Genomic DNA, 25754 nt, shown 5'->3' with positions numbered 1-25754 from the left:
AGTAGGAAAGTGCAGCAGGAAAGGAGAACCATGACATCCCCTCTCGTCACTCAGGAGGAGCTGGACCGGCGGACCATCCGCCGCAGCGACTTCGTCTCGTGCAACCAGGCGTTCATCGACTGCCGTACGCCGGGCTCGGACCAGAAGGAGAACTACGCCATGGTCGGCCCGGGCGTCACACAGAGCTCCAGTCAGGTGGTGAACCTGCGTGAGCCGCACGGCTACAACATCGGAGCCGCCGCCATGCCGCACGGCATCACCAACAATCTGCACCTGCACTTCACCGCGGAGGTCTTCCTCTGCTTCCGGGGGGAGTACCTGCTGCGCTGGGGCGCCGAGGGGGAGGAGGGGGAGCTGACCCTGCGGGAAGGGGACATCGCCTCCATTCCGACCTGGATCTTCCGCGGTTTCACCAACACCGGGCCCGACGACGGCTGGCTGTTCACCTGCCTGGGGCACGACGAGACCGGCGGCATCATCTGGGGCCCCACCGTGCTGCGCGAGGCCGAAGGACACGGCCTCTACCTCACCTCGGACAACCAGCTCGTGGACACCGTCGCCGGCGAGCAGCTGCCGGACAGTGAGGAGCTGGTCCGGCCGATGGATCCGGCGGACATCGCGTCTCTCGTGGACTACTCGGCGGACGACATGCGCAGGTACGTCGCCACGCAGGACGACCTGGAGTGGTGCGACCAGGCGTTCCTCTGCGGTGTGGTACCGGGTGGGCGCGCCGGGCTCGCCCTGGTGATCGGGTTCGGCATGACCGAGAACCGCCGCCAGGAGCCGCGGATCTACCACCCGCACGGGCACAACATGGCGTGGCTGCGGGCGGACCCGGACGAGGGCCTGCTCACCCACCGCCACAGCGAGACCCAGGTGCTGATGGTGAAGGAGGGCGAGTGGGAGGTCCGCCTCAACCACCATGACGAGGTGAGCGTGCGGCTCGGCCCCTGGGACATGCTGTCCGTTCCGGCGGGGGCCTGGCGTTCGATGCGCAACGTGTCGGACTCCCCGGCCACCATGGTCGTCGTGAACGGCGGTGACGGCCGAGTGCGCCTGGAGTGGGCGGACGAGGTCGTCAAGGCGGCCGCCGACGCCGGTTTCGCGCGCGACCACAACGGCTACCTCGCCCCGGCCCACCTCGTACCGGCTTCGGCGCCTCGATGACGGGCCCGAAGACGGGGAGGGGGCCGCTGCCTTCGGTACTCGTCCCCGGCATGCTGTGTGACGCCGAGCTGTGGACGGAGGTCGAGCCGGCGCTGCCCGGGCCCGTCGTCCACGCGCAGATCACCGCACCGTCCATAGCGGACATGGCCGAGGAGGTGCTCTCCAGCGTCGAGGGCGAGTTCGTGCTCGTCGGGCTGAGCCTCGGCGCGATCGTCGCGTTCGAGGTGGCCCGGCGGGCCCCCGAGCGACTGGCCGGCCTCTGCGCGCTCTCGACCAACGCGCAGGCGCCGCGGCCCGGGCAGCTCGCCGGCTGGCGGCAGCTGGCGGAGCGTGCCGCGGCAGGTGAGTTCGAGTCGGTGCTCACGGACCGGATCCTGCCCACGATGTACGCGGCCGCTGACCCCTCGGAGCCGCTGCGGGAACGGTTCCTCGGAATGGCGCGCCGCATCGGCCCTGACACCTTCCGCGCCCAGCTGGCGGCCCAGGCGACCCGTACGGACGCGCACGCGGCCGTGGCGGCGCTGGAGTGCCCGGTGCTGGCGCTCTGCGGCGCACGAGACGCCCTGTGTCCGCCGTCGTTCCACCGCGACATCGCCCAGCGAGCAGCTGCCGGCTCACTCCGGGTGCTCGCCGACGCCGGCCATCTGCTCCCGCTGGAGCGCCCCGGCGAGACCGCCGCGTCGCTGCGCCGCTGGCTCACCGACGTGGTCGGTACGCCGTCTGCCGCCACCTGTGACTGAACACTTCCGCACGTACGACCAGGAGCCCGACATGCGAGAGTTTTTGAAACGACCCGTCCCCAAGGAGAAGGCCGGCCAGGACTCCGGTCAGGTCGCCGACCGTGTCTCCGCGATCCTCACCGACATCCGTGACCGGGGTGACGCGGCCGTCCGCACGTACTCCGAGCAGTTCGACACGTGGTCGCCTGAGACGTTCCGCCTGTCGCCTGAGCAGATCGAGAAGATCGTCGCCGACGTTCCGCAGCAGGTGATCGAGGACATCACCTTCGTCCAGGAGCAGGTGCGCACGTTCGCCCGGCACCAGCGGGAGGCGCTGCGCGACATCGAGGTGGAGACACTGCCCGGGGTCCACCTCGGCCACAGGCACCTGCCGGTGTCCGCCGCGGGCGCCTACGTACCCGGCGGACGGTATCCGCTGACCGCCTCCGCGCACATGACGATCGTGACCGCCAAAGTCGCCGGTGTGCCGCGGGTGGTGGCGTGCACGCCGCCCATCAGGGGAGAGGTCCCGGCGGCCACCGTGGCCGCCATGCACCTGGCCGGGGCCGACGAGATCCACCTGCTCGGCGGGGTGCAGGCCGTCGCGGCGATGGCGGTCGGCACCGAGACGATCGACCGGGTGGATCTGATCGCCGGCCCCGGCAACGCCTATGTGGCCGAGGCCAAGCGACAGCTGTTCGGCGAGGTCGGCATCGACCTGTTCGCCGGGCCCACCGAGATCCTCGTCGTGGCGGACGAGGCCGCTGACCCGTTCGTGGTCGCCGTGGATCTGCTCTCCCAGGCCGAGCACGGGCCCGACTCGCCCGCCGTGCTGGTCACGACCTCGGCGGAGCTGGGCAGGGCCGTGATCGAGCACATCGAGCGTCTGTTGCCCGGCATGCCGACCAAGGACTTCGCCGAGCCCGCGTGGCGCGACCACGGTGAGGTCGTGGTCGTGGACGCGCTGGAGGAGGCGTTCGCGGTCGCGGACGGCTACGCGAGCGAGCACGTGGAGGTCCTCACCGAGAACCCGCGGCAGGCGCTGGAGAAGATGCGCGACTACGGTGCGCTGTTCCTCGGCGAGGGCACGTGCGTCAGTTACGGGGACAAGGTCATCGGCACCAACCACGTGCTGCCGACGCGGGGTGCTGCCCGCTACACCGGTGGCCTGTGGGTCGGCAAGTACCTCAAGACGGTGACCTACCAGGAGGTCACCAACGCCTCCTCCAGCGCGTACCTGGGCGAGGTGTGCGGCCGGGCGGCCCGCGTGGAGTTGTTCGAGGGGCATGCCCGTTCGGGTGACGTGCGGGCGGCCAAGTACGGGAACGCCGAGCTGCCCTGGGCGCAGGGCGAACCGACCGGGACACAGCGGTGACGGCGCCCGTCGAGGGACGTACCGCGCTGGTCACCGGGGGCGGCAACGGGCTGGGCCGCGCCATGTGCCAGGCGCTCTCCGCCGCCGGAGCGAGGGTCATCGCGGTGGGCCGCACCCGCGCGACGGTGGAGGAGACCGTCGCCTCTCTTGCCGGGCCGGGCCGCGCGGCGACCTGCGACGTGGGCAGTCATGAGTCCGTGGCGGCCCTGGCGCGGGAACTCGCCGGCGAGGAGGTCTCCGTCCTCGTCAACAACGCGGGGGTGCCCGGGCCGGTCAAACCGCTGGTGGACATCGAGCCCGAGGAGTGGGACGGGGTCTTCGACGTCAATGTCCGCGGCGTCTACCTGATGTGCCGGGCGTTCCTCCCGGCGATGACCGAGCGCGGCCGGGGCGACGTGGTCAACGTCGCGTCGGTCTCGGGCAAGCGCCCGCTCGTGCGGCGTACGCCGTACTGCGCCTCGAAGATGGCGGTGCTCGGGCTGACCACCACCCTCGCGGGGGAGGCGGGGCCTGCCGGTGTGAACGTCAACTCCCTCTCCCCGGGGCCGGTCGGCGGGCCGCGGATGGAGCGGAACTTCCGGCTGGAGGCGGAGCGCACGGGCACCACTCCCAAGGCGGCGGAAGACGCCTTCGTCTCGCGCGCGTTGCTCGGACGCATGGTCACCGAACAGGAGGTGGCGTCCGCGCTGGTCGCCATGTTGCAGATGCCGGGCCTGTGCGCGGCCGACATCGATCTGTCCGCGGGGATGGTGGCACGGTGAAGGACACGGACCCGGTGCCGCTCAAGGAACGGCTGACCGGCGGGGAACGCCTCCTCGGCGGACTGCTGAGGCTGCCCGCAGGGCCGCTGGTGGAGATGGCCGGTGTCGCGGGGCTCGACTTCGTGGTGATCGACTGCGAGCACGGTCCCGCCGACGTCGTGCCCCTGCAACAGCACATCCAGGCAGCCGGGGCCCACGGGCTTCCCGTGCTGATCCGCGTAGGCGCCGAGGAACCCTCCCTCGTCCTGCGGGCACTCGACGCGGGGGCCCAGGGCATCATCGTGCCGCACGTGGACAGCGCGGACCACGCCCGCAGGGCGGTGGCCTGGGCGCACTACCCTCCGCAGGGGGAGCGGGGCTTCGCCACCTACAGCCGCTCGGGGCGTTTCGGCCAGGCGGGCATCGCCGAGCACCTCGCGCACGCCGCCGCCACCACGGTGGTCGTGCCGATGCTGGAGACGCCGCGGGCGTGTGCGGCGTCCGGTGAGATCCTGGCGGTTCCGGGCGTGGACGCGGCGCTCGTCGGGCCTGCGGACCTGTCGGTCGCGATGGGGCTGACGGGCGGTGCGGCCGAACCGGCGGTGCGCGGCGCCACCCAGGAGGTTGTCGAGGCGGCGAAGCGGGCCGGCAAGCCGATGGTGACGATCGTCAACTCGACACAGCAGGCTGCCGCCGCGCCCCCGGGGGCCGTCCTCTACAACCTCACGCACGTCCTGATGGGGACTCTGCGCGCTCTCAGCACGCCGGAGCGGTAGCTGACGTCCGCTCTGCCCGGCGGTCGACCGGTGTGCCGTCCACGACGGCACACCGGCAAGCGCACCTTCCCCCACCCGCGCCCCGTGCCCGGAGGGAGAGCGGCGACATCGGACGAACGAGGCACGCGGTCGCGGTGCCTCAGTCCGTTCGGGCGACCGCGTGGGTGCCGCGCAGCGCCAGCTGCGCCGGGAAGACGACGCGCTCCGCCTCTCCCTCGCCGCCCTGAGCGATGCGCTGCACCAGCAATCTGGCCGCCGTACGGGCCATCTCGTGCATGTCGTGGCGGACGGTGCTGAGCCGGAAGCTCTCCCAGCCGGCCATGGGAATGTCGTCGAAGCCGAAGACGGTCAGCTCGTCCGGCACGGTGACCTGCGCGGCGAGGGCGGCGTTGAGGGCGCCGATGGCCACCACGTCGTTGCCGCAGAAGACGGCGGTCGGGCGTGGCCGCAAGGCCAGCAGTTCGCTGAGAGCGGCGTACCCGGTGGCGAACTCGAAGGGGCCGCGGAGCACCGCCTCCTCGGCCAGGCCGATCCCGGCCTCCGCCAGCGCGAGGCGGAAACCCAGCTCACGCTCCTGCCCGGTGGTGGTGTTGCGGGGACCGAAGATGCCGGCGATGCGGCGGTGTCCGAGTGCGACGAGCTCACGGGCCACCAGCCTGCCGCCCTCGGTGTTGTCCACGACGGCGACGGGTGGGCCCAAGATCCCCGTCTCGCGGTTGAGGAAGACGAACGGGAGGCCGCGCCGGGTGAGTTCGGCGGGGAGAGCGGACTCGGTCGTCGCGGTCGTCAGCACCACGCCGTCGACCGACTGCCCCAGCAGCCGCTCGGTGGCCACCGCGTCCTCGGAACGCTCGGTGAAGAGCATCATGCGGTAGCCGCAGCGTTCCAGTTCGTCGTGGAGCGGGGCGACCAGGTGGGGGTAGAACGGATTCGTCAGGTCGGTGACCACGACGCCGACCCGGCGCGTGGCGCGGGTGGACAGGCTGCGGCCCGTCTCGCTCGGCACGTAGTTGAGCGCCTCGGCTGCCTGGCGTACGCGCTGCCGGGTCTCCTCGGACACGCGGGGGTCGCCTCGCAGGGCTCGGGACACCGTCGGTTGTGACACACCGGCCAGCCGCGCGACGTCAATGCTGGTGATCGCCACCGCCGTGCCTCCCGTATGTCCGCTTCCCCGGCTGCTCAGCATACGTCGGAACACACCGGTGGACGTGCGGGGGTAACGCCGTGAAGCCACGGGGACGGGCCCGCTCCGACCGCTGGGATACATACGTAGAGCCACCCGTGGCCCGGCGGACCCGGTCAGGGCGCGGGGCGAGGCGCCGGCCTCGGTGTGGCGGGGCCGAGGGGAGCGACTCGGCGGTGAAGCGGGGGGCTGCCCCGCCGGCCAGAGGCGGGGCCCGACCGGCGCGGGTGCGGCGGCCTCTTCGTCATCCGGCCCGGTCGGCTCGGGGTGCCGTGCGGCGCCGGAGGGCCTGTTCGATCTGTTCCAGTGAGCGACCGCGGGTCTCGGGCACCCGGCGCAGTACGAACACCCAGCAGGCGGCGTTCATCAGGGCGTAGAAGAGGAAGGTGGCGGTCCGCCCGAATGTCTCCACGGCGGTCAGCGCCGTCAGGGCGATCAGCAGGTCGAACCCCCACACCGCGGTGGTGGCCAGACTGACGCCAGGCCCGCGTACGGCCAGCGGCAGGACCTCGGGGGCGAGCAGCCAGACCACGGCCTGCATGGAGGCCCCGTTGAGGAAGATGTAGGCGAACAGCCCCAGGATGACGGTCCACCTCTGCCCGGCCGAGCCGTCTGCCGCCAGAAATCCCAGCCCCAGGACCGCCATGGCCAGGCCGGACCCGGGAAGCAGCACGAGCAGCAGCCTCCGGCGGCCGGTGCGGTCGACGAGCAGGGCGCCGGCGATGCCGGCGAGCACGAGCATGACCCCGATGCCGACTCCGGTCAGCAGCGCCGTCGAGTCGCCGAAGCCGGCGTCGCTGAGCAGGGTCGGCGCGTAGTAGACCATCGCGTTGATGCCGGTGAGCTGGGAGAAGGCCGCGATACCGAGGGCGACGACCAGCGCGGGCCGGACCCAGCGGCCCCGCAGCGCACCCCAGCCCGCTCCCCGTTCGTGGCTGCGTACGGCGTCGATGTCCGCGAGTTCGCTCTCGATGTCCGAGCCGGGCTTCCGCAGCCGGGTCAGGATGTCGGAGGCCCGCTTCGGGTGCCCCTGGCCCACCAGCCAGCGGGGGCTCTCGGGTAGTGGAAGCATGCCCAGGGCCAAGGCGGCGGCCGGAATCGCGGCCAGGGCGAACATCCAGCGCCAGCCTCCCGGCCCGGCGAGGGCGTAGCCGACGAGGTAGGAGAGGAGCTGGCCGGTGGCTACCATGAGTTGGAAGAGCACCATCAGCCGCCCGCGCACGGCCGCGGGCGCCGTCTCGGCGATGTAGACCGGGACGGTGTTGGCGGCCGCGCCCACGGCCAGACCCAGCACGACCCGGGCCGCGACGAGGGAGCCGACGCCGGGGGCCACGGCCGCGATGAGGGAGCCGGCCGCGAAGACGACGGCCACGCCGATGACGACGGGCCGGCGGCCGTGGCGGGCGGTCAGCGTGCCGGAGACGGGGGCGCCGATCATGGCACCCACCAGGATGGCGCTGACGACCACCTCCTGTTGCCGCGAGGAGAGGTCAAGGTCACGGCTCAGGTCCAGCAGTGCGCTGGAGATGATTCCGGTGTCGTAGCCGAAGAGCAGGCCGCCGAGGGCCGAGATGCCGGCGACGGCGTAGAGCAGCGCGGGGTTCCGCTCCGGGGCGGCGCCGGGGTCGGCCGACTTCGTCGGTGGGGGGACGGTCACGGGGCGGTCCTTTCGGGTGCGCGGCGTGTTTCTCGACGGCTGCTGGGGGGCGGCTGCTGGGGGGCCCGCCTCAGGCGTCCGGCTCCGCGTCGCCCATGACCAGCCCCTCGATGGTGTGCTTCTGCACGATCGGGCTCAGTTCGTCGACGACCGGGCAGCACAGGTGCTTGCGTACGCGCTCGGGCAGGGACGCCCAGTAGTCGCGGGTGACGGCGAGGTCGTGCTGGGCCTCGTTGCCGGCTCCCGGCGCGTCCATGCCCAAAACGAGGACCGGACGGGACTTGGGGGAGTGGTTGGCGGTGCCGCGGTGCAGGGTCAGCGCCGACCGCGCCGAGAGGTCGCCGCGCTTGGGGTACTTGCGTACGGCGCGCGAGAGGTAGCGCTCGTAGTCCTCCCTGGGCGGGAACATGGCGTGGGAGAAGCGGGTGTCGTCGTCCCACTGGGTGCCCGGGGCGATCTCGAAGGGACCCATGTCCTCAGCGGTGTCCACGCCGGTGACGTTGAAGGCGAGGGAGGTCAGCCTGCGCTCGTGGCGGGTGGCGTCGGGCAGGGGGAAGTCGCGGTGCCAGGGCTGGTTGACCGCGCCGGCGAAGGGGATGTCGAAGCCCAGTTCGACGACTCGGTAGTCCGAGCCGAGGACGGCCTCGCTCACGGCCCGCACCCACGGGTGGTCGACGAGGTCCACGAACCCCCGCAGCTGCTCGGGGTGTATTTCCACGTAGTAGCGGTTCGGGCCGCGTCCTACGGCTCCGCCAGGACGCCGGCGCGCCTCCTCGTAGGCGGCCTCGATGTCCTCGCGCATCCGGTCCGCCCACTCCGGCGCGAAGGCGCCGCGGCGTGCGGTGATGCCGTCGGTGTACAGGTCCCGTACGGCGGCGCCCACCTCCGCGTAGCCGAGCGTGGCCGGTGCGGAGGCGGTGGTGCCGTCGAGGGTGAGGGGGGTGCCCACGGTGGCTCCCTTCGGTCGGGGCTCAGGTTTCCCGATACTTTGCAACGTGGAATGCAACGTGGCAATAGGATGAGGGAAGAATCTTCGGGGCAGGCAGGAACGGCCGTGGGAGGATCTGCACCGTGCCCGGCGGCGCCCGGGACGGCGCAGGCCGGGGAAGGGCTGGAGAGGAGCGAGGTGGCCGCGAAACTCAAGGACGTGGCGGAACGGGCGGGGGTGTCCGTCCGTACGGTCTCGAACGTCGTCAACAACGCGCCCTCGGTCGCGGAGGGGACCCGTGCGCGCGTACTGCGGGTGATCGAGGAACTCCAGTACCGCCCCAACCTCGCCGCCCGCAACCTGCGCCAGGGCCGCACGGGGCTGATCGGCCTGGCCGTGCCCGAGATCCGCTCCCCCTACTTCGGCGAGCTCGCGGAGCTGCTCATCGACGCGGCCCAGGACCGCGGCTGGACCGTGATCCTCGACCGCACCGACGGCTCAGCCGAACGGGAGCGCCGCCTCGTCGAAGGCGCCGAGCGGCACACTGTCGACGGGATGATCATCAGTCCCTGGGCCCTCACGCCGGAGGAACTCGTCCGCCGCAGCGCGACCCTGCCGCTGGTGGTGCTCGGCGAGCAGGAGGCCGAAGGCACCGCCGACCATGTCACGATCGACAACGTCACTGCCGCCCGCGAGGCCACCGCCCACCTGCTCGCGCTCGGCCGGCGGCGCGTCGCCGCCGTCGGACTCCAGCCCCAGCTGCGCAACGGCACCGCCGAACAGCGCGCCCGGGGCTACCGGGAAGCCCTCGCCGCCGCCGGCCTTGCCGAAGACCCCTCGCTCACCCGTACGGTGACCACCCTCCACAGGGAAGAGGGCTACCGGGCGATGCGCGAACTCCTCCTGAGCGACCGGCAGCCCGACGCCGTGTTCTGCTTCAGCGACGAACTCGCCCTCGGTGCCCTGCGCGCCGTATGGGAGCACGGCCTGGCCGCACCGTCGGAGGTGGCCGTCGTCGGATTCGACGACATCGAGGACGGCCGCTACGCCACCCCTGCCCTGAGTACGGTCTCTCCGGACAAGCGGCAGATCGCCGACCGGGCTCTGCAGTGCCTCGCCGATCGCATATACGGCCGCCTGGAGAACCTGCCGGCCCGCCGGATCACCATTCCCCACCGGCTCCTCACCCGCGAGAGCAGCACGGAGCGGAAGACCCCCTGACCGCCAGGTTTCCTGCCCGCCCCTTCCCGACCCTTCCGGCCCGGCATGTTCACCCCCCGGGCCCCCACCCGGGTGTGGTGAGGGTGCGCTCGGTGTTGGCCTTCTGGCGGCGGCGTTGGCCAAGTGAGACAACACGCGTCGGCCGGCTCTTCGTAGGGAACTACGAAGAGCGGGCCCCCGCCTGCGAAAGTCTTCATGTCTTCCACCTCTGGCTGACGTCACACGGGGGACGGTGTACTCCTCACACAAGTTGAACGAAGGCGTCGAGGCGCGCTGATTCCCCGCGGGTGCCGTCGGACGAGCCGAGCTCGCGACCGCACGTGTGGAACCCGCCAGTTGCCCTGGCCGAGCGGTGTCCCGCACGTCCAGGCCACCGGGGAGTCCCCGCCGTCTCCGAACGGAAAGAAGCGACCGTGACTGCGCAGACCCAAGAAGCGAACACCCAAGATCGCGAGCGTGCCTGGATGGGCGAGGCGATCAGGCTGGCCACCGACAGCGTGGCGAACGGCGGCGGTCCGTTCGGTGCCCTGGTCGCCAAGGGCGACGACATCATCGCGTTCGGGAACAACCAGGTCACCGCGGCTCTGGACCCGACGGCGCACGCCGAGGTGAGTGCGATGCGCGCCGCCTGCAAGCAGCTCGGCACCTTCTCACTCGAGGGCTGTGTCCTGGTCACCTCGTGCGAGCCCTGTCCGATGTGCCTCTCCTCCGCGCTGTGGGCGCGGGTCGACCGGATCGTCTTCTCCGCCGACCGGCACGACGCCGCGGTCGCCGGTTTCGACGACCGCAAGTTCTACGACCTGTTCGAGAAGCAGCCGACGTCGATGTGGCCTGTGCACGTCGAGCAGTTGGACCTGCCCCACCGTACGGCGCCGTTCGACGCGTGGCTGGCCAAGTCCGACCGCGTCGACTACTGACTGCCCGCTCCGCCGCGTCTCCTCTTTTTTTTGTGGGGGGGGGGGGGGACTGGCCGCTGCGGGATGTCGGCGCAGTAGGCGCCGGGGCCGTACCCAGGGGAGGCGAAGTGAAAGCTGCGGCCAGCCTGTGATGGTCGCGTAACAAAAGATCTTGATCCCTTGAGGCGTCATCCGAACGCGTGGTGGGCTTCAGGTGACCGAAACGATCTTGGAGCGCGGTGCGGCGCGGCGCTTCGCGGCGGCCGGACACGAGCCCGGCCGCTCGCGAAGCCGGCCGGCCCCTTCGCGCTCGGTGACAAGCCGAGCCCGCATGCCGTCCAGCCGTGCACGCACCACCGCGCCTACGTACGCGAAGAGGGGAAACATGCGCAAGTTCCAGCGCGCAGCAGTCGCCGCCGTCGGCCTCCTGGCCTTCTCGGGCATCGCCGCCCAGTCCGCCCAGGCCGCACCGGCCGCAGCGACTACCAAGGCCGCCGCCCAGTCCGGGTACTACAACGGCACCTTTGGGAGCTTCTCGTCCTGCAAGTCGTCAGGCGACAACACTCCGCACATCGTCAAGTTCCACTGTGACCAGAACGAGAACGGCAGCTGGTCGATGTACGTCGATGAGGACACCTGCAGGGCGGCCACCCCGAACAGCACGGCTGCTCAGGCTTCCCCGAAGGGCGGGATCTCCACGAGGGGATGCTGAGGACTCCTCGGCACAGACCGGCCGGGGCCCTCTTCGGCCTCGGTGGCACGTGAATTCCAGTGGTCGCTGCGACACCGCCTGGTCCAGGCGGTGAGCAGGCCACGCAAGAAGCCCGGCTGGTGTCTTCCAGCCGGGCTTCTTGCGTGGGCAGGCCGTTCCCTCCTGACTTCGGCTCGTCAGGGTGGCGTTGCTTCGTCGAGGATCAGGCCGGTGCCGGCTGTAAGCGGCGAGGGTGCCGGGAAAGTGCGGGAGGCCCGGCGCCGGGCTCTTTGGACGATAGGCCAACGCGCGAGGAGTCATTCGATCGGCTCGTCAGAGCTTCCTCTGAGCCCGACACTCGTTTTCCCAGGTCGGGTTGACTGGCGGGTCTGCGGCAACTTAGTTTCAAGCACACCGACCCCTAGGCGGCCAGAAGGAGGCGAAGTCGGATGTCCACCCTCTCCGACCTGCAGCGCCTCGCTCAGCGGACCGCCTGGGTTCCGGGCCGCGTAGCCCACGGCTGCTGAGTAGCCCCCTTCTCCCGGCGCGCCCGTACAGCGCCCCGGCCTCTTCCGCTCTTCGTCATCGCCGGCGGCACGCCGTCCCGTGCCGGTCCGCGCTCCCGGTTCTCAAGCCGTGCCACCGAAAGAGAAAGCCACTGAAATGGCGACTAGGATCATCAGTACGACCGCGCACCGAAATGAGGATGTGTCATGGTAGCGGCGCGGGCCACGGTCAATGGGAAGGTCACCCCGATTTCCCCGGCCGCACCCCATACATCGGTTCTGGATTTCCTGCGTGAGCGCGGGCTCACCGGGAGCAAGGAAGGCTGCGCCGAGGGCGAATGCGGCGCGTGTTCGATCCTGGTGGCCCGTCCGGGGGTGAACAAGCCGACCGACTGGGTGGCCGTCAACGCCTGCCTGGTTCCGGCCGCGGCTCTCGACGGGCAGGAGATCGTCACCTCCGAGGGCCTCGCCACCGCGGGCGAACCCGGCACGCCGCCCACGCTGCACCAGGTGCAGGAGGAGATGGCGCTCCGCGGCGGCTCCCAGTGCGGTTACTGCACACCGGGCTTCGTGTGCAGCATGGCCGCCGAGTACTACCGGCCCGACCGCTGCGCGCACGCGGGCACGGGCCCGGCAGAGGGCGACGCGGCCGGCACGTCCGACGCCGAGCACGGTCCCAACGGGTTCGACCTGCACTCGTTGAGCGGAAACCTGTGCCGCTGCACCGGTTACCGCCCGATCCGCGATGCCGCGTTCGCCCTCGGCGCGCCCACCGAGGACGACCCGCTGGCACAGCGCCGCGAGCAGTCCCCGCCCGCGCCCGTGGCCACCGAGTACGCCCAGGGCGAGAGCGTGTTCCTGCGTCCTGGCACGCTGAGCGAGGTGCTGGGGGTGCTGCGCGAGCGGCCCGAGGCGGTGGTGGTCGCCGGAAGCACCGACTGGGGTGTGGAGGTGAACATCCGCTCCCGCCGGGCGGAGTGCGTGGTCGCCATCGACCGGCTGCCCGAACTGCGGGGCCTGAGCGTCGAGTCCGACCACATCGAGATCGGCGCGGCACTGACGCTCACCGAGATCGAACGCCGGCTCGACGGCCGCGTCCCGCTGCTGGCGCAACTGTTCCCGCAGTTCGCCTCCCGGCTCATCCGCAACGGCGCGACCCTCGGCGGCAACCTGGGCACCGGCTCGCCCATCGGTGACAGCCCGCCCGTGCTGCTCGCACTGGAGGCGTCGGTGGTACTCGCCGGCGCCGACGGTGAGCGCGAGGTCCCGCTGGCGGACTACTTCACCGGCTACCGGCAGAGCGTGCGCCGTCCGGGAGAACTGATCCGCGCGGTGCGCATCCCGCTGCCGCTGTCGCCCCTCGCGGCCTTCCACAAGATCGCCAAGCGGCGCTTCGACGACATCTCCAGCGTGGCGGTCGCGTTCGCGCTGGACATCGAGGACGGCCTCGTCCGCACGGCGCGCATCGGGCTGGGCGGCGTCGCCGCCACGCCGGTCCGCGCACTGGCCACCGAGGCGGCCCTGGAGGGCAAGCCGTGGGTGCGGGAGACCGCCGAGGCCGCCGCCGAAGTGCTGCGGGCCCAGGGCACCCCGATGAACGACCACCGGGCCAGCGCCGAGTACCGCTCCGCGATGCTCGGCCAGAGCCTGCTGAAGCTGTACGCGGAAACCACTGAGGCGGTGTCGGCATGAGCCATCTGTCCGAGCGTCCCGAAGCACCTGTCGTCGGCGTGCCGATGCCGCACGAGAGCGCCAGCCAGCACGTCACCGGTACCGCGCTCTACACCGATGACCTGGTCCACCGCACCAAGGACGTGCTGCACGCCTACCCGGTCCAGGTCATGAAGGCGCACGGCCTGATCACCGCGCTGCGCACCGAGCCCGCGCTGGCCGTGCCCGGTGTGGTCCGGGTGCTGACCGGCGCTGACGTGCCCGGCGTCAACGACGCGGGGATGAAGCGCGACGAGCCGCTCTTCCCCGACGAGGTCATGTTCCACGGCCACGCGGTCGCCTGGGTGCTCGGCGAGACCCTGGAGGCGGCCCGGCTCGGCGCGGCGGCCGTCGAGGTGGAACTCGACGAACAGCCCTCCGTGCTCACCCTCCAGGAGGCGATCGCGGCCGACAGCTTCCACGGCGCGCAGCCGGTCGTGGTCACCGGCGACGTGGAGGCGGGCTTCGCCGACTCCGCGCACGTGTTCAGCGGCGAGTTCCAGTTCTCCGGTCAGGAGCACTTCTACCTGGAGACGCACGCGGCGCTGGCGCAGGTCGACGAGAACGGGCAGGTGTTCATCCAGAGCAGCACCCAGCACCCGTCGGAGACCCAGGAGATCGTCGCGCACGTGCTGGGCGTCCACAGCCACGAGGTGACCGTGCAGTGCCTGCGGATGGGCGGCGGCTTCGGCGGCAAGGAGATGCAGCCGCACGGGTTCGCGGCCGTCGCGGCGCTCGGCGCGAAGCTGACCGGGCGTCCGGTCAGGTTCCGCCTCAACCGGACGCAGGACCTGACGATGTCGGGCAAGCGGCACGGGTTCCACGCCGAGTGGAAGATCGGCTTCGACGCGGACGGCCGCATCCAGGCGCTGGAGGCACGCCTGACCGCGGACGGCGGCTGGAGCCTGGACCTGTCCGAGCCGGTGCTGGCCCGCGCGCTGTGCCACATCGACAACACGTACTGGATCCCCAACGCGCGCGTCGCCGGCCGCATCGCCAAGACCCACGCGGTCTCCAACACCGCCTTCCGCGGCTTCGGCGGACCGCAGGGCATGCTGGTGATCGAGGACATCCTGGGCCGCTGCGCGCCGCGGCTCGGGCTGGACCCCATGCAGCTGCGCGAGCGCAACTTCTACCAGCCAGGACAGGGCCAGACGACTCCGTACGGGCAGCCGGTCACGCAGCCCGAGCGGATCTCCACCGTCTGGCGGCAGGTCCACGAGGACGGCGGCCTCGCCGACCGCAAGCGCGAGATCGCGGCCTTCAACGCCGCGCACCCGCACACCAAGCGGGCCCTCGCGCTCACGGGCGTGAAGTTCGGCATCTCCTTCAACCTCACCGCCTTCAACCAGGGCGGCGCGCTGGTGCTGATCTACAAGGACGGCTCCGTCCTGATCAACCACGGCGGCACCGAGATGGGCCAGGGCCTGCACACCAAGATGCTGCAGGTGGCCGCGACCACGCTGGGCATCCCGCTGCACAAGGTGCGGCTGGCCCCCACGCGTACCGACAAGGTGCCCAACACCTCGGCGACCGCCGCCAGTTCCGGCGCCGACCTGAACGGTGGCGCGGTGAAGGACGCCTGCGAGCAGCTGCGTCAGCGGCTGCTCCAGGTGGCCGCCTCGCAGCTGGGGGCGAACGCCTCCGACGTGCGCATCGTCGAGGGCGTCGCGCGCGCTCTGGGCAGCGACAAGGAGCTGGCCTGGGACGAGCTGGTGCACACCGCGTACTTCCAGCGGGTGCAGTTGTCGGCGTCCGGCTTCTACCGCACCGAGGGGCTGCACTGGGACGCGAAGACCTTCCGGGGGTCGCCGTTCAAGTACTTCGCCCACGGCGCCGCGGCGACCGAGGTGGAGGTCGACGGCTTCACCGGCGCGTACCGCATCCGGCGGGTGGACATCGTGCACGACGTCGGCGACAGCCTCTCCCCGATGATCGACATCGGTCAGGTCGAGGGCGGCTTCGTGCAGGGCGCGGGCTGGCTGACTCTGGAGGACCTGCGCTGGGACACCAGCGAGGGACCCCACCGCGGCCGGCTGCTCACCCAGGCGGCCAGCACCTACAAGCTGCCGAGTTTCTCGGAGATGCCCGAGGAGTTCAACGTCACGCTGCTGGAGAACGCCGCCGAGGAGGGCGCGGTCTACGGCTCCAAGGCGGTGGGCGAGCCCCCGCTGATGCTGGCGTTCTCGGTACGGGAGGCGCTGCGGGAGGCCGCGGCGGCGTTCGGTCCCGCCGGGGTCAGCGTGGAACTCGCCTCGCCCGCGACGCCGGAGGCGGTGTTCTGGGCGGTCGAAGCGGCCCGCGGCGGTGCCGCACAGCGCGGCGGTCACGCGCGGCACGACGCTCGTGACGGCAGCGTGGTCCGCGCCGGCGCGAGCGCCCTGAGCAATGCCTGACACGACCTGGGTGGCCGCGGTCGCGCGGTTGCGGGCACGCCGGGAACCCGGCGTGCTGGTGACCGTGGCGACCGTGCGCGGCCACGCGCCCCGCCGGGCCGGTGCCAAACTCGTCGTGGGGCGGACCGGTGCCTGGGGCTCGATCGGCGGCGGCAACATCGAGGCCGTGGCGATCGACCGGGCCCGCGAGCGTATCGGCACCGGCGATCCGGAGCCTGAGCTGATGGACTTCGCCCTCAACGACAAGGTCACCAACCGGCACGGCGTGCAGTGCTGCGGGGGAGCCGTCACCGTACTGCTCGAACCGCTGCCCGTGGTGCCCGCGGTGGCGCTCTTCGGTGTCGGGCACGTCGGTCTCGAGCTGGCGCGCATCCTGGCCCGCCACAGCCTCGACCTGCACCTGGTCGACACCCGCACCGACATGCTCACCGACGAACGGCTCGACGTGCTGGCGGACGCGGTGGCGCAGGTCCACGTGCACCACAACCCGCTGCTTCCCGAGGAGGCGCTGGCGGAGCTGGCGCCCGGCACCCACGTTCTGATCATGACCCATGACCACGCCGAGGACGCGGCGCTGGCCGACGCGGCCCTGCGCACCACGGGGCTCGGGTCGATCGGCCTGATCGGCTCGGCCGCCAAGTGGTCGCGGTTCCGGCAGCGCCTGGCCACCGAGGGCGGTCACGACGACGCCACGATCGACCGGATCAAGACCCCGATCGGCCTGAGAGAGATCACCGGCAAGGAGCCCGCCACGATCGCGGTGAGCGTCGCGGCGGACCTGCTGCGGACCTTCGAGGAGGACCGCAGCTGAGCGCCTCGCGCCGGCTGGGTCAGGGCCCTGCCCTGCGTACGGCTCGGACCGCGTCGTCGTCCGTGGCCAGCCGGGCCGTGACCCAGGCCAGCGCGGGGGCGTTCCGGTCGAGGTCCTGGCGGTCGATCGCGGCCAGCCGGTCGCACGGCTGGTGATAGCAGGGGTCGAACATCTGCCCGGCAGTGCCGCCGAAGAGTCTCTGCTGTGCCGCCGTCTTCACCCCCAGGTTGCCCCCGTCGATGCCGCCGACCGGAAGCCCCGCTTCCTGGAAGACCAGGTGGTCGGAGCCGATGGCGCCCGGATCCTGGCGCTCGAAGGGCAGCCCGTGCCGGGTGAAGTACCCGGCGAACAGTTCGGCGAGCTCGTGGCTGCCGCCCGACCCCGTGTCCCACACGAACCGCCCTGAGTTGGAGGGCGCCAGCAGCTCGCCGTTGAGGACGGCCGCGATCCTGCCGCGCTCGGCGGCGGAGAGGTGGTCCACGTAGTACCCGGAGCCGACGTCGATGATCTCCTCGGCGCCCCACCACATGAACCTGACCTTGTTGCGCACCGCGTCCTGGTGCGGTGCCATCGCCAGCGCCGTCTGCAGGACGGTCGCGGCCGTCGAGCCGTTGTCGTTGATGCCGGGGGCCTCGGGGACGCTGTCCAGGTGCCCGCCCAGCACGACCACGTCGTCGGGGTCGCCGCCGCGGGTCTCGGCGATCAGGTTGACCGTCTCACGCTCCACGTTCCGCGCCCGCAGGGTCAGGCGCACCCGTGCCCCGGGCCGCGCCGCCGCCTGCCGGGCCAGCCGCTCCCCGTCGGTCTGCGAGACCATGCCCATGGGGATGCGGAAATCCTCCGGATCGATGGCCATGAGGCGGTAGTTGTTGCGCGGTGACGGGGTCGGGTAGTACATCACCACAGCGCGTGCACCGGCCCGCGCGGCGACCTGCTGCTGGTGCGCGTACCCGCAGGCGTTCCTGGCCAGGACGACGACGGAGCCGCGGACGGCCACCCCCTCGTAGTCGCCGGGCTCGCAGCCGGTTCTGCCCTCGGGCAGGGCGACGGCGCGCGCGTTGACGCCGTGCGCGGCGGTCGAGGGAGTGAACCGGGTCATCAGCACGGGCACGTCGCGGGGGCCGCCGCGGCCCGCCCGCACGGACAGCCGCTCGCTCGTGACGTCGAAGTCGGTGTAGGGGACCTTCTGCCGCCGCACCGCGTACCCCGCGTCCTCCAGCTGCCCGGCGACGTACCGCACCGAACGCGTGAACCCGGGCCGGTTGTAGCCGCGGTCGCCGCCGCTGGCGTCCGCGATGCGCTGGAAGGCCCGCAGGTGGCGGAACACGTCACGGCCGCGCACCTGGGAGGCCAGCCGGTCGGCCGTCAGCGCGCGCGACGCGGCGGCGCGTGCCGGTCCTTCCCCGGCGGGAGCGGTCGCGGCGGCGGCCACCGTCTGCTGGCCGGCCAGGCAGGTCAGCGTCAGCGCGGCTGCCGCCGTCAGTCTCAGTACCCGGCGCAGCGGGCGGGAAGAGGTACGCACAGGAAGTCCCTTCGAGCGGTGACCCGCGACGGCGGGCGGGGGACCGGCCGCGCGCGGGCGACGGCCGGCTCGGGCTCCCTGACCGGGGCAGGGCAGGGCAGGGCCAGGCAGGGCGGGGCCCGGGCATGTGCCGGGTCAGCGCTCCGGGCCCGGGGCCGGGCCGGGGAGGCCGCGCGGGGCGGTCGCGGGCACGGTCACGGGCCGGTGTCGCGTACGCGGACGGGGAGCGTCCGCAGTCCCCGCAGCGTCGCGGTCGGCTCGTACTCGGCCGTGCCGGACGGGACGAATCCGAGGCGCGCCTCACGCAACGCCACGAGCACGGCGCGCAGTTGCAGCGTGGCCAGGCCCGCGCCCAGGCAGGCGTGCGCGCCCCGGCCGAAGGCCAGATGCTGCCCCCTGCGGCGGCCGAGGTCGACGGTGTCAGGATCGGGGAAGACGTCCGGGTCGCGGTTGGCGGCGCCCAGCAGCAGCACCAGCACCTCACCGCGCCCTATCCGCTGCCCGGCCACCTCGCCGTCCCGCACGCACACCCGGGCGTCCGCCTGCACCGGGCCCTCCAGCCGCAGCAGTTCGTCCACCAGCGTGTCGAGCCGCCCCTCGGCGGCCGCGCGTTCCGGCAGCGCCTGTTCGCCCGTCACCAGGCGGGCGAGCGCGTTGCCCAGCAGACGGCTGACCGACTCGTACCCCGCGTGCAGCACGGCGCGCAGCGAGTTGGCCAGCACGGCCTGCGAGACCTCGGGCGTGCGCGCACGGGCCGCCCGCACGGCTCCGATGAAACCGCCCTCCTCGGCCGTCTCCAGCCATGTGCCGACCATGCGGCTCAGCTCTTGTCTGGCCTTGACGCCGGGCTCGGCGCGCGAGGGGTCGAGACCGGCGTCCATGCTGCGGACGATGGCGTTCGACATCTCCTCGAACCAGGGCCCGTCGGGAGAGGCGACGCCCAAGAAGTCGCACATCGTGTGCAGGGCGAGGGGGCGGGCGACCTCGCTGACGAGATCCACCGGGCGGTCCGTGCCGCGTACGGCAGCCAGCCGTCGCGCGGCGAGCCGCGCCGCGGTGTCGGTCACCGCCGTGTGCGAGCGGGTGTGCAGCGCGGAGACGAGCAGGTGCCGGATCGCTCCGTGGGCGGGCGGGTCGAGGGACTGCACGCTCAGCAGAGCCTCGGGGATCTCCTCTCCGACCCTGCGGAAGTCCGAGCCGAAGGAGGCCGAATCGCCGAGAACCGCACGGCACTCGGCGTGCCCGGTGAGGACCCAGGAGTCGAGCTGCCCGTGCCAGTAGACGCGCTGATGCTCGCGCAGCCGCCGGTAGAAGGGGTGCGGTGCGGCGATGACCTCGGGCGCCAGTGGGTCGTAGCGGGTGTCCCGCTGTCGGTGCGCCGCGGCTCCCGTCATGGTCTGCCTCTCTCGCCGGTGCGGTTCTCCGCCGGTGCGGTTTACGGAGTGCGCCCCTCGGGGGCGCCGTTCGCGGCCACGCGTTCAGACGCGTGGCCGCGGTGACGTGGTGTCATCAGTGGACGTAACGCATGGCGCTCTCCTTTCCGTGACGGGGTTCGGCGACGCCGTGGACACAGGAGTCGACGGCGCGTTCATGAGGGCCCCGGTATTTCGGGGCGGATGGAATTCATCCGAAAGCGGGGGCGCCGTTCTTCCCGCGAGGCGCCTGCACATCCATGGCGGTGGCGGTGCTCGCTCGTTGAAAGAAAAGCAATCCGCGCATCCCGCCTTCCCTGTTGGTGCGGTGACGGCTGGAAGTCGACCGTCGTCACCTTCCGACAGCGATTGCGTTCCGCGCAAGGGGCGGCACGTCGAAAAACGCCACTTTTCCACCGGCGGAAAAGTGAACGACGTATTCCGCCGTGACGTACGGGGGCGGGTCAGGAACAGTGAATGCGGAACGGGCGAGCGGGGCACGCACATATGCGGCAAGCCGCTCGACAGGACGCGACTGCAAAGGTGTGTACCTATGGAGATACGGGTGCAGTGCAGACCACGCAGCAGACGGAGACCGGGGCGTACTTCGTGAGCGCCGCACGGGCCTTCGCGTTAATGGCAGCTCTCGCGGAACTGGAGGAGGAGGACCCGGGCGCCCACCGGCTGGGCGTCATCGCCCGCCGCGCGGGTCTGAGTCCCTCCCAGACGAACAAGCTCCTCGCCCAGGCCGAGGAGCACGGGCTGGTTCGCCGCACCGGCTACGGCCGCTACGCGTTGTCCCCGACCGCGGCGGCGACGGACACGACGGCGGCAGGCACGACGGCCCGCCCCGCGACGGCCCGCCCCGCGGCGGATCCATCGGCGGGGCCCGGGGGACGTCCGGCGGCGCGTCCCTCGGCGGGCCCGGCGGAACGTCCCGCGGCGGGCCCGGCGGTACGGTCCACGACGGGTGCGGCGCGCCCACCGGCGGCGATGCCGGCGGCATCGGCGGTGCGCAGGGCGAGGGCGCTGACGGCGGAAGGGGCGAAGGCGTCGGTGACGGGACCGGGACCGGGGCCGCTGACGGCGCGGGAGCGGCCGGCGCCGGCCCCCCGTGGCCGGGTCGGTCCCGGCATGGAGGGCGCTGCCTGCGGCCGGACAGGCCCCGTGTGCACCGTCCCGGCACGGTGACGCGCTCGAGAGGGCGAGAGGCGGCCCGGGCCGGACATCGGCGCGGGACGGCGCGGCGCGGGTGCCCGAGCGGACACCCGCGCCCGCCTCACCGCTCGCGGGTAAGCCTCACACCTTGCGGTAGGTGTACGCCTCCTCGGCCGCCGCTGCCACCGCCGCGAGGTCGCCACCGCCCGCGGCCGTCACCACGGCGCCGATCGCGCCTTCCACCAAAGGGGCGTCCAGCAGCCGTGCCGGGCCGGGCAGTTCGTCGCCCTCGGCCAGCAGCGTCTTGACCGTCAGTACGGCGCTGCCCAGGTCGGCGAGGAGTGCGACGCCCGCCCCCGCGTCCACGCGCCGGGCCGCCTCGGTGATCACCTCTTCGCTCGTGCCCAGGCCGCCGTCCGGCAGGCCGCCCGCGCCGGTGACGGGCGCGTCGGGCACCCCGGCGAGAGCGGCGGCCATCGAGGCCACCGCGTCGGCGACCTGCTTGCTGTGGGAGACCAGCACGATCCCCACCCGGGCTCCGTTGTTCGCGTCCGCCATGCTCAGGCGCTCCCTTCCGCTTCGCCGCCCGCTTCGGCGAGCGCCGCCATCAGCAGTGCCGCGGAGGCGGCTCCCGGGTCCTGGTGGCCGATGCTCCGTTCGCCCAGGTAGCTGGCGCGGCCCTTGCGCGCCTGGAGCCCAGTGGTGTCCTCCGCACCCTTCTCGGCCGCCGTCCGGGCCGCTCGCAGATCCTTGCCGCCACTGTCCGCCAGCGCGTCGGCGGCCGGCCTGAGCGCGTCCAGCATCGTCTTGTCGCCCGCGTTGGCGCCGCCCAGCTGGGCCACCGCGTCGATGCCCGCGCTCAGCGCCCCGGCCAGCTCCTCGCCGGTCACCACCTCGGCGTCACCGAGCGTCTTGCCCGTACGGCGCAGCAGCGTCCCGTACAGCGGGCCCGAAGCGCCGCCGACCGTCGAGACGAGTTTGCGGCCGGCCGTCATCAGCACCGAGCCCGGCGTGGCGGGCACGCCCTCGTCCAGCTCGCTGCGGACCGCTTCGAACCCGCGGCGCATGTTGCCGCCGTGGTCGGCGTCGCCGATGGCCGAGTCCAGCTCCGTCAGCCGGTCGGCCTCGCGGTCGACCGCGTCCGCCGCGGCCCGCATCCAGCGCGCGAAGAAGGCGGCGTCCCAGCCCTCCGCGCTTCCGCCGGTGCCCTCGCCGGCGCCGTTCGTCACCTTGCCGCTCACCACTGTCCCTTCGCCGCTGTCCCGGTGTCTCTCGTGCTGCCACGTGCGGGGCGTACCGCGCCCGGCGGCAACGGCGGCGCGCCCTGTCCCGCACGCGGCACCCCGGCCGCGCCGGAATCCCGCCGACCGGACCGGTACCGGGTGCGGTACCGGATCCCGACGGGCCAGGACCGCCTCGCGACGGTGTCCCCCCTCACCGCCGCTGCGCGCTCCCGCTCAGACGCCCCACCGCAGCCCCGGGGTGCGCACAGGCGCGTCCCACAGCCGCAGCAGCTCCTCGTCGGCCGGGCACAGCGTCACGGAGGCGCCTGCCATGTCGAGCGAGGTCACATAGTTGCCGACGAGGGTACGGGCGACCGGAACCCGCCGCTCGGCCAGGACCCGGTGCACCTCGCCGCAGAAGCCGTACAGCTCCAGCAGCGGCGTCGCCCCCATGCCGTTGACCAGCGCCAGCACCGGCTGATCGGAGGGCAGCTCCTCCAGTACGGCGTCAACGGCCGCCTGAGCGATCTCACCCGAGGTCATCATCGCGCGCCGCTCCCGGCCCGGCTCCCCGTGGATGCCGACGCCCAGCTCCAGCTCGCCCGACGGCAGCTCGAACATGGGGCCGCCCTTCGACGGGGTGCTGCAGGCGCTCAGCGCCACCCCGAAACTGCGCGACGACTCGGCCACGCGACGCGCGGTGTCCGCGACCCGCTCCAGCGGCGCGCCCTCGGCCGCGAGCGCCCCGGCGATCTTCTCCACGAACAGGGTCGCGCCGGTGCCGCGGCGCCCGGCCGTGTGGGTGCTGTCGGTGACGGCGACATCGTCTTGGACCAGCACCTTGGCGAGGCGCACGCCCTCGTCCTCGGCGAGCTCGGCCGCCATGTCGAAGTTCAGGACGTCGCCGGTGTAGTTCTTGACGACGAACAGCACGCCCTCGCCGCTGTCCACGGCCGCCGCGGCCGCGACCATCTGGTCGGGAACGGGAGAGGTGAAGACCTCGCCCGGGCAGGCGGCGTCCAGCATCCCCGGCCCGACGAAACCTCCGTGCAGCGGCTCGTGACCCGAGCCGCCTCCCGAGACGAGCGCCACCTTTCCCGCCACGGGCGCGTCCCGGCGGACCACGATCCGCCTGTCCACGTCGACCGTCAGCTCCGGGTGTGCCGCCGCCATCCCCCGCAGCGCGTCGGGGACCACGGACTCGGGAACGTTGATCAGCATTCGCATGTGTACCTCCGGGCGAGACTAGCAGCCACACCGACGAGCCGCGTGGCCGCGAAGTGCGCACGCCCCGGCGGAGGCGTGCGCGTTTTGCGCGGCCGCGCAAGCCCCGGGCGAGCGGCCGCGCAAGTCCCGGGCGAGCGGTCGCGCGAGTGCCGCGCGGGGGCGGTCGCGCGAGTCCCGGCGGGCCGGTCGCGCAAGCCCCGCGCGGGGCCGTGCGGCTGCGCGGGGAGTCGTGTACGTCATCGGCCCGCTGCCCAGCGCCGGCCCGGGGCGGTGGTCCGGGGCGGGCCGGGGCCTCGCGCGGCCGCCGGGGTCGCGGCCACGGCGCGCGGTGGCCGGGGAACCGCGCATGACCTCACCTGAGCCGAGCCGATAGGCTTCCACGCCATGGCAGCACCGATCCCCAAAGCAGAACTGCACCTCCACATCGAGGGCACCCTCGAGCCCGAGCTGGCTTTCGCCCTCGCCGAGCGCAACGGGCTCACTCTCCCCTTCGCCTCGCAGGACGACCTGCGGGCCGCCTACTCCTTCCAGGACCTCCAGTCCTTCCTGAACCTCTACTACGCGCTGATGACGGTGCTGCGCACGGAGGACGACTTCGCCGACCTGGCCGACGCCTACCTCGCCCGCGCCCGTGAGCAGGGTGTGCGCCACGCGGAGATCTTCTTCGACCCGCAGGCGCACACCGCGCGCGGCGTCGCTGTGGGCACCGTGATCCGCGGGCTCGCGCGGGCGCTGGACGCGGCGCCGGACAAATACGGCATCACCACGCGGCTGATCATGTGCTTCCTGCGCGACGAGAGCGCCGACTCCGCGCTGCGCACCTTCGAGGAAGCGCGCCCGCATCTTCAGCTCATCACCGCGGTCGGCCTGGACTCGGCGGAGGTCGGCAACCCGCCCGCGAAGTTTCGCGAGGTGTTCGAGCTGGCGCGGGAGGCGGGCCTCAAGCGTGTGGCACACGCCGGTGAGGAGGGTCCGCCCGCTGGCGTGTGGGAGGCCCTGGACGTGCTGGGCGTGGACCGCGTGGACCACGGGGTGCGCAGCATGGAGGATCCGGAACTGGTACGGCGGCTGGCCGCCGACCAGGTGCCGCTGACGGTGTGCCCCCTGTCGAACCTGCGGCTGCGCGTCGTCGACCGCCTCGCCGACCACCCGCTGCCCGCGATGCTGGACGCGGGCCTGATGGTCACCGTCAACTCCGACGACCCCTCCTACTTCGGCGGCTACGCCGAGGACAACTTCACCGCCGTGCGCGAGGCGCTCGGGCTGGACGAGGAGACGCTGCGCACCCTGGCCCGCAACTCCTTCCGGGCCTCCTTCCTCGACGAGACGACGCGGGAGGCCTACCTGAAGGAGGTCGACGCCCACGTCTTCCGACGCGAGCCGTAAGGACGGAGCCGCCCCTAACGGGCCAGCAGCTCCCGCAGGGCCTCGCTGATGTCCCGCGGCGCTTCCTCGGCCATGAAGTGGCCGCAGGAGACGGTGGAGTGCCGCAGGCCGGGTGCCCAGGCCCGCCACAGGGCGGCGGCTTCGTAACCGAGCGCCGCGCCCCAGTCCTGCTGCAGCACGGACACCGGCATGGCCAGCTGCCGCCCCGCGGCGCGGTCGGCCCGGTCGTGCTCGACGTCGATGCCCGCCGAGGCGCGGTAGTCCGCCACGATGGAGGGCACCGCCTTCGCGCAGGCGGCCAGGTAGGCGTCGCGGATGTCGGCGGGCAGGGCGTCGGGGTCGTTGGCCCAGATGTCGAGGAAGTGCGAGAAGAAGGCGTCGGCGGCTGCCTCGATCATGCGCTCGGGCAGGCCGGGAGGCTGGGCCATGAGGTAGAGGTGGAAGCCGACGGCCGCCGAGGTGCCGTGCAGGGCCTCCCACATGTCCAGGGTGGGCAGGACGTCGAGGCAGGCCAGGTGGGTGACGGCGGCCGGATGGTCGAGCCCGGCCCGGAAGGCCACGAGGGCCCCGCGGTCGTGGCCTGCCAGGGCGAAGCGGTCGTGCCCCAGGGCGCGCGCGAGGGCGACGACGTCGGCCGCCATGGTGCGCTTGGAGTAGGTCTCGCCATCCTCCTCCCGCGGTTTGTCGCTGTCGCCGTAGCCGCGCAGGTCGGGGCAGATGACGGTGTGGTCGGCGGCCAGGTCCGCGGCGACGTGCCGCCACATCAGGTGGGTCTGCGGGAACCCGTGCAGGAGAACGACCGGCGAGCCGGACCCTGCGACGGCCGTCTGGAGCGCGACGCCGTCCGCCACCTGGACGCGGCGGTACTCGAAGCCGGGGATCCGGGGGTCGGTCCCGGAAGGTGTGCGTGCTGTCATGGCTGTCCTCACTGCTGTCACTGCCGTCACTGCCGTCACTCGTCTCGGCCGTGCCGGCCGTCTCGTTCTGTCGCCGCTCAGCGGGGTCGCTGGGGGCGTCACCGAAGGCGGGGCTTCGGCCTCGCCGGCCCGC

General features: G+C 72.5%; 22 protein-coding genes and 1 pseudogene. 13 read left to right on the top strand and 10 right to left on the bottom strand.

Going from position 1 to position 25754, the window contains the following annotated elements:
- The first annotated feature begins 30 nt into the window (after positions 1-30).
- The 5 genes from MMF93_RS03030 to MMF93_RS03010 are packed head-to-tail and all read left to right on the top strand — an operon-like array spanning position 31 to position 4777.
- Positions 31-1167, top strand: a complete 1137-nt coding sequence (locus MMF93_RS03030; protein WP_242749307.1) for a cupin domain-containing protein — start codon at positions 31-33, stop codon at positions 1165-1167.
- Positions 1164-1907, top strand: a complete 744-nt coding sequence (locus MMF93_RS03025) for an alpha/beta fold hydrolase (protein ID WP_242749306.1) — start codon at positions 1164-1166, stop codon at positions 1905-1907. The genes MMF93_RS03030 and MMF93_RS03025 overlap by 4 nt, the downstream gene beginning before the upstream one ends.
- A 31-nt stretch (positions 1908-1938) precedes the next feature.
- Complete coding sequence (gene hisD / locus MMF93_RS03020) at positions 1939-3261, top strand: histidinol dehydrogenase (RefSeq protein WP_242749305.1); 1323 nt, start codon at positions 1939-1941, stop codon at positions 3259-3261.
- Entirely contained in the window at positions 3258-4022 is a 765-nt protein-coding gene (locus MMF93_RS03015; RefSeq protein WP_242749304.1) for an SDR family NAD(P)-dependent oxidoreductase, read from the top strand. The genes hisD and MMF93_RS03015 overlap by 4 nt, the downstream gene beginning before the upstream one ends.
- On the top strand, positions 4019-4777 hold the full coding sequence (locus MMF93_RS03010; RefSeq protein WP_242749303.1) for an HpcH/HpaI aldolase family protein: 759 nt from the start codon (positions 4019-4021) through the stop codon (positions 4775-4777). Before MMF93_RS03015 ends, MMF93_RS03010 begins: the two co-directional genes overlap by 4 nt.
- Before the next feature lie 139 nt (positions 4778-4916).
- Here the strand turns inward: MMF93_RS03010 and MMF93_RS03005 are convergent, their stop codons facing one another.
- From MMF93_RS03005 to MMF93_RS02995, 3 genes are all read right to left on the bottom strand, one after another.
- Positions 4917-5963, bottom strand: coding sequence for a LacI family DNA-binding transcriptional regulator (locus MMF93_RS03005; protein ID WP_242749302.1), 1047 nt, complete (start codon positions 5961-5963; stop codon positions 4917-4919).
- A gap of 241 nt (positions 5964-6204) precedes the next feature.
- Positions 6205-7617 carry a sugar porter family MFS transporter gene (locus tag MMF93_RS03000; protein ID WP_242749301.1) on the bottom strand — a complete coding sequence of 471 codons (1413 nt, stop codon included), beginning with the start codon at positions 7615-7617 and terminating at the stop codon, positions 6205-6207.
- 70 nt (positions 7618-7687) lie between these two features.
- Positions 7688-8500 (bottom strand): phytanoyl-CoA dioxygenase family protein, encoded by an 813-nt coding sequence (locus MMF93_RS02995; RefSeq protein ID WP_242757222.1) that lies wholly within the window; start codon positions 8498-8500, stop codon positions 7688-7690.
- 243 nt (positions 8501-8743) lie between these two features.
- Here MMF93_RS02995 and MMF93_RS02990 point away from each other — a divergent pair, with 243 nt between their 5' ends.
- The 6 genes from MMF93_RS02990 to xdhC all read left to right on the top strand — a co-directional run bounded on the left by MMF93_RS02990 (position 8744) and on the right by xdhC (position 16776).
- Complete coding sequence (locus MMF93_RS02990) at positions 8744-9766, top strand: LacI family DNA-binding transcriptional regulator (RefSeq protein WP_242757220.1); 1023 nt, start codon at positions 8744-8746, stop codon at positions 9764-9766.
- 464 nt (positions 9767-10230) lie between these two features.
- Entirely contained in the window at positions 10231-10683 is a 453-nt protein-coding gene (locus MMF93_RS02985) for a nucleoside deaminase (protein WP_242757218.1), read from the top strand.
- 364 nt (positions 10684-11047) lie between these two features.
- Positions 11048-11374: a hypothetical protein gene (locus MMF93_RS02980; protein WP_242749300.1), complete on the top strand. Its 327-nt coding sequence runs from the start codon at positions 11048-11050 to the stop codon at positions 11372-11374.
- Between the two features lie 692 nt (positions 11375-12066).
- A complete protein-coding gene (locus tag MMF93_RS02975) occupies positions 12067-13551 on the top strand; it encodes a xanthine dehydrogenase small subunit (RefSeq protein WP_242749299.1) in 1485 nt (494 codons plus the stop codon).
- Positions 13548-15965 carry a xanthine dehydrogenase molybdopterin binding subunit gene (gene xdhB, locus MMF93_RS02970; protein ID WP_242749298.1) on the top strand — a complete coding sequence of 806 codons (2418 nt, stop codon included), beginning with the start codon at positions 13548-13550 and terminating at the stop codon, positions 15963-15965. The genes MMF93_RS02975 and xdhB overlap by 4 nt, the downstream gene beginning before the upstream one ends.
- Complete coding sequence (gene xdhC / locus MMF93_RS02965; RefSeq protein WP_242749297.1) at positions 15958-16776, top strand: xanthine dehydrogenase accessory protein XdhC; 819 nt, start codon at positions 15958-15960, stop codon at positions 16774-16776. The genes xdhB and xdhC overlap by 8 nt, the downstream gene beginning before the upstream one ends.
- A gap of 19 nt (positions 16777-16795) precedes the next feature.
- Here xdhC and MMF93_RS02960 read toward each other — a convergent pair whose 3' ends face one another.
- Positions 16796-18298: a M28 family peptidase gene (locus MMF93_RS02960; RefSeq protein ID WP_242749296.1), complete on the bottom strand. Its 1503-nt coding sequence runs from the start codon at positions 18296-18298 to the stop codon at positions 16796-16798.
- 194 nt (positions 18299-18492) lie between these two features.
- The gene (locus tag MMF93_RS02955) at positions 18493-19692 is read right to left on the bottom strand and encodes a cytochrome P450 (RefSeq protein WP_242749295.1); all 1200 of its coding nucleotides are present in this window, start codon (positions 19690-19692) and stop codon (positions 18493-18495) included.
- A 495-nt stretch (positions 19693-20187) separates the two neighbouring features.
- Here MMF93_RS02955 and MMF93_RS33635 point away from each other — a divergent pair.
- A pseudogene (locus MMF93_RS33635) lies at positions 20188-20475 on the top strand (helix-turn-helix domain-containing protein); the annotation flags it as partial.
- 23 nt (positions 20476-20498) lie between these two features.
- Here MMF93_RS33635 and MMF93_RS02950 read toward each other — a convergent pair.
- From MMF93_RS02950 to dhaK, 4 genes are all read right to left on the bottom strand, one after another.
- Positions 20499-20846 carry a hypothetical protein gene (locus MMF93_RS02950; protein WP_242749293.1) on the bottom strand — a complete coding sequence of 116 codons (348 nt, stop codon included), beginning with the start codon at positions 20844-20846 and terminating at the stop codon, positions 20499-20501.
- A gap of 163 nt (positions 20847-21009) precedes the next feature.
- On the bottom strand, positions 21010-21426 hold the full coding sequence (locus MMF93_RS02945) for a PTS-dependent dihydroxyacetone kinase phosphotransferase subunit DhaM (RefSeq protein WP_242749291.1): 417 nt from the start codon (positions 21424-21426) through the stop codon (positions 21010-21012).
- 2 nt (positions 21427-21428) lie between these two features.
- Positions 21429-22109 carry a dihydroxyacetone kinase subunit DhaL gene (gene dhaL / locus MMF93_RS02940; protein WP_423835339.1) on the bottom strand — a complete coding sequence of 227 codons (681 nt, stop codon included), beginning with the start codon at positions 22107-22109 and terminating at the stop codon, positions 21429-21431.
- A 216-nt stretch (positions 22110-22325) separates the two neighbouring features.
- Positions 22326-23318: a dihydroxyacetone kinase subunit DhaK gene (dhaK, locus tag MMF93_RS02935; protein WP_242749289.1), complete on the bottom strand. Its 993-nt coding sequence runs from the start codon at positions 23316-23318 to the stop codon at positions 22326-22328.
- Between the two features lie 384 nt (positions 23319-23702).
- On the opposite strand from dhaK, the gene MMF93_RS02930 reads away from it, so the two are divergent.
- Positions 23703-24704, top strand: coding sequence for an adenosine deaminase (locus MMF93_RS02930; RefSeq protein WP_242749287.1), 1002 nt, complete (start codon positions 23703-23705; stop codon positions 24702-24704).
- Between the two features lie 14 nt (positions 24705-24718).
- Here the strand turns inward: MMF93_RS02930 and MMF93_RS02925 are convergent, their stop codons facing one another.
- Positions 24719-25621 carry an alpha/beta fold hydrolase gene (locus MMF93_RS02925; protein WP_242749285.1) on the bottom strand — a complete coding sequence of 301 codons (903 nt, stop codon included), beginning with the start codon at positions 25619-25621 and terminating at the stop codon, positions 24719-24721.
- Between the last annotated feature and the right edge of the window lie 133 nt (positions 25622-25754).

It is taken from the genome of Streptomyces tubbatahanensis (assembly GCF_022699385.1).
GTDB classification, from domain to species: Bacteria; Actinomycetota; Actinomycetes; order Streptomycetales; family Streptomycetaceae; genus Streptomyces; species Streptomyces diacarni.
The sequence above is the reverse complement of the archived record's forward strand: the minus strand, read 5'-3'. Positions and strand labels throughout refer to the sequence as shown.

What these genes read in the sequence shown, in the direction of transcription:
- dhaK (WP_242749289.1), bottom strand. Translation starts at nt 23,318, where the DNA reads ATGCGAATGCTGATCAACGTTCCCGAGTCCGTGGTCCCCGACGCGCTG.
- MMF93_RS02950 (WP_242749293.1), bottom strand. Translation starts at nt 20,846, where the DNA reads ATGCCGGGACCGACCCGGCCACGGGGGGCCGGCGCCGGCCGCTCCCGC.
- MMF93_RS02930 (WP_242749287.1), top strand. Translation starts at nt 23,703, where the DNA reads ATGGCAGCACCGATCCCCAAAGCAGAACTGCACCTCCACATCGAGGGC.
- MMF93_RS03025 (WP_242749306.1), top strand. Translation starts at nt 1,164, where the DNA reads ATGACGGGCCCGAAGACGGGGAGGGGGCCGCTGCCTTCGGTACTCGTC.
- MMF93_RS03030 (WP_242749307.1), top strand. Translation starts at nt 31, where the DNA reads ATGACATCCCCTCTCGTCACTCAGGAGGAGCTGGACCGGCGGACCATC.
- hisD (WP_242749305.1), top strand. Translation starts at nt 1,939, where the DNA reads ATGCGAGAGTTTTTGAAACGACCCGTCCCCAAGGAGAAGGCCGGCCAG.
- MMF93_RS02985 (WP_242757218.1), top strand. Translation starts at nt 10,231, where the DNA reads ATGGGCGAGGCGATCAGGCTGGCCACCGACAGCGTGGCGAACGGCGGC.
- MMF93_RS02945 (WP_242749291.1), bottom strand. Translation starts at nt 21,426, where the DNA reads ATGGCGGACGCGAACAACGGAGCCCGGGTGGGGATCGTGCTGGTCTCC.
- MMF93_RS02925 (WP_242749285.1), bottom strand. Translation starts at nt 25,621, where the DNA reads ATGACAGCACGCACACCTTCCGGGACCGACCCCCGGATCCCCGGCTTC.
- MMF93_RS03005 (WP_242749302.1), bottom strand. Translation starts at nt 5,963, where the DNA reads ATGCTGAGCAGCCGGGGAAGCGGACATACGGGAGGCACGGCGGTGGCG.
- xdhB (WP_242749298.1), top strand. Translation starts at nt 13,548, where the DNA reads ATGAGCCATCTGTCCGAGCGTCCCGAAGCACCTGTCGTCGGCGTGCCG.
- MMF93_RS02980 (WP_242749300.1), top strand. Translation starts at nt 11,048, where the DNA reads ATGCGCAAGTTCCAGCGCGCAGCAGTCGCCGCCGTCGGCCTCCTGGCC.
- xdhC (WP_242749297.1), top strand. Translation starts at nt 15,958, where the DNA reads ATGCCTGACACGACCTGGGTGGCCGCGGTCGCGCGGTTGCGGGCACGC.
- MMF93_RS02975 (WP_242749299.1), top strand. Translation starts at nt 12,067, where the DNA reads ATGGTAGCGGCGCGGGCCACGGTCAATGGGAAGGTCACCCCGATTTCC.
- MMF93_RS02955 (WP_242749295.1), bottom strand. Translation starts at nt 19,692, where the DNA reads ATGACGGGAGCCGCGGCGCACCGACAGCGGGACACCCGCTACGACCCA.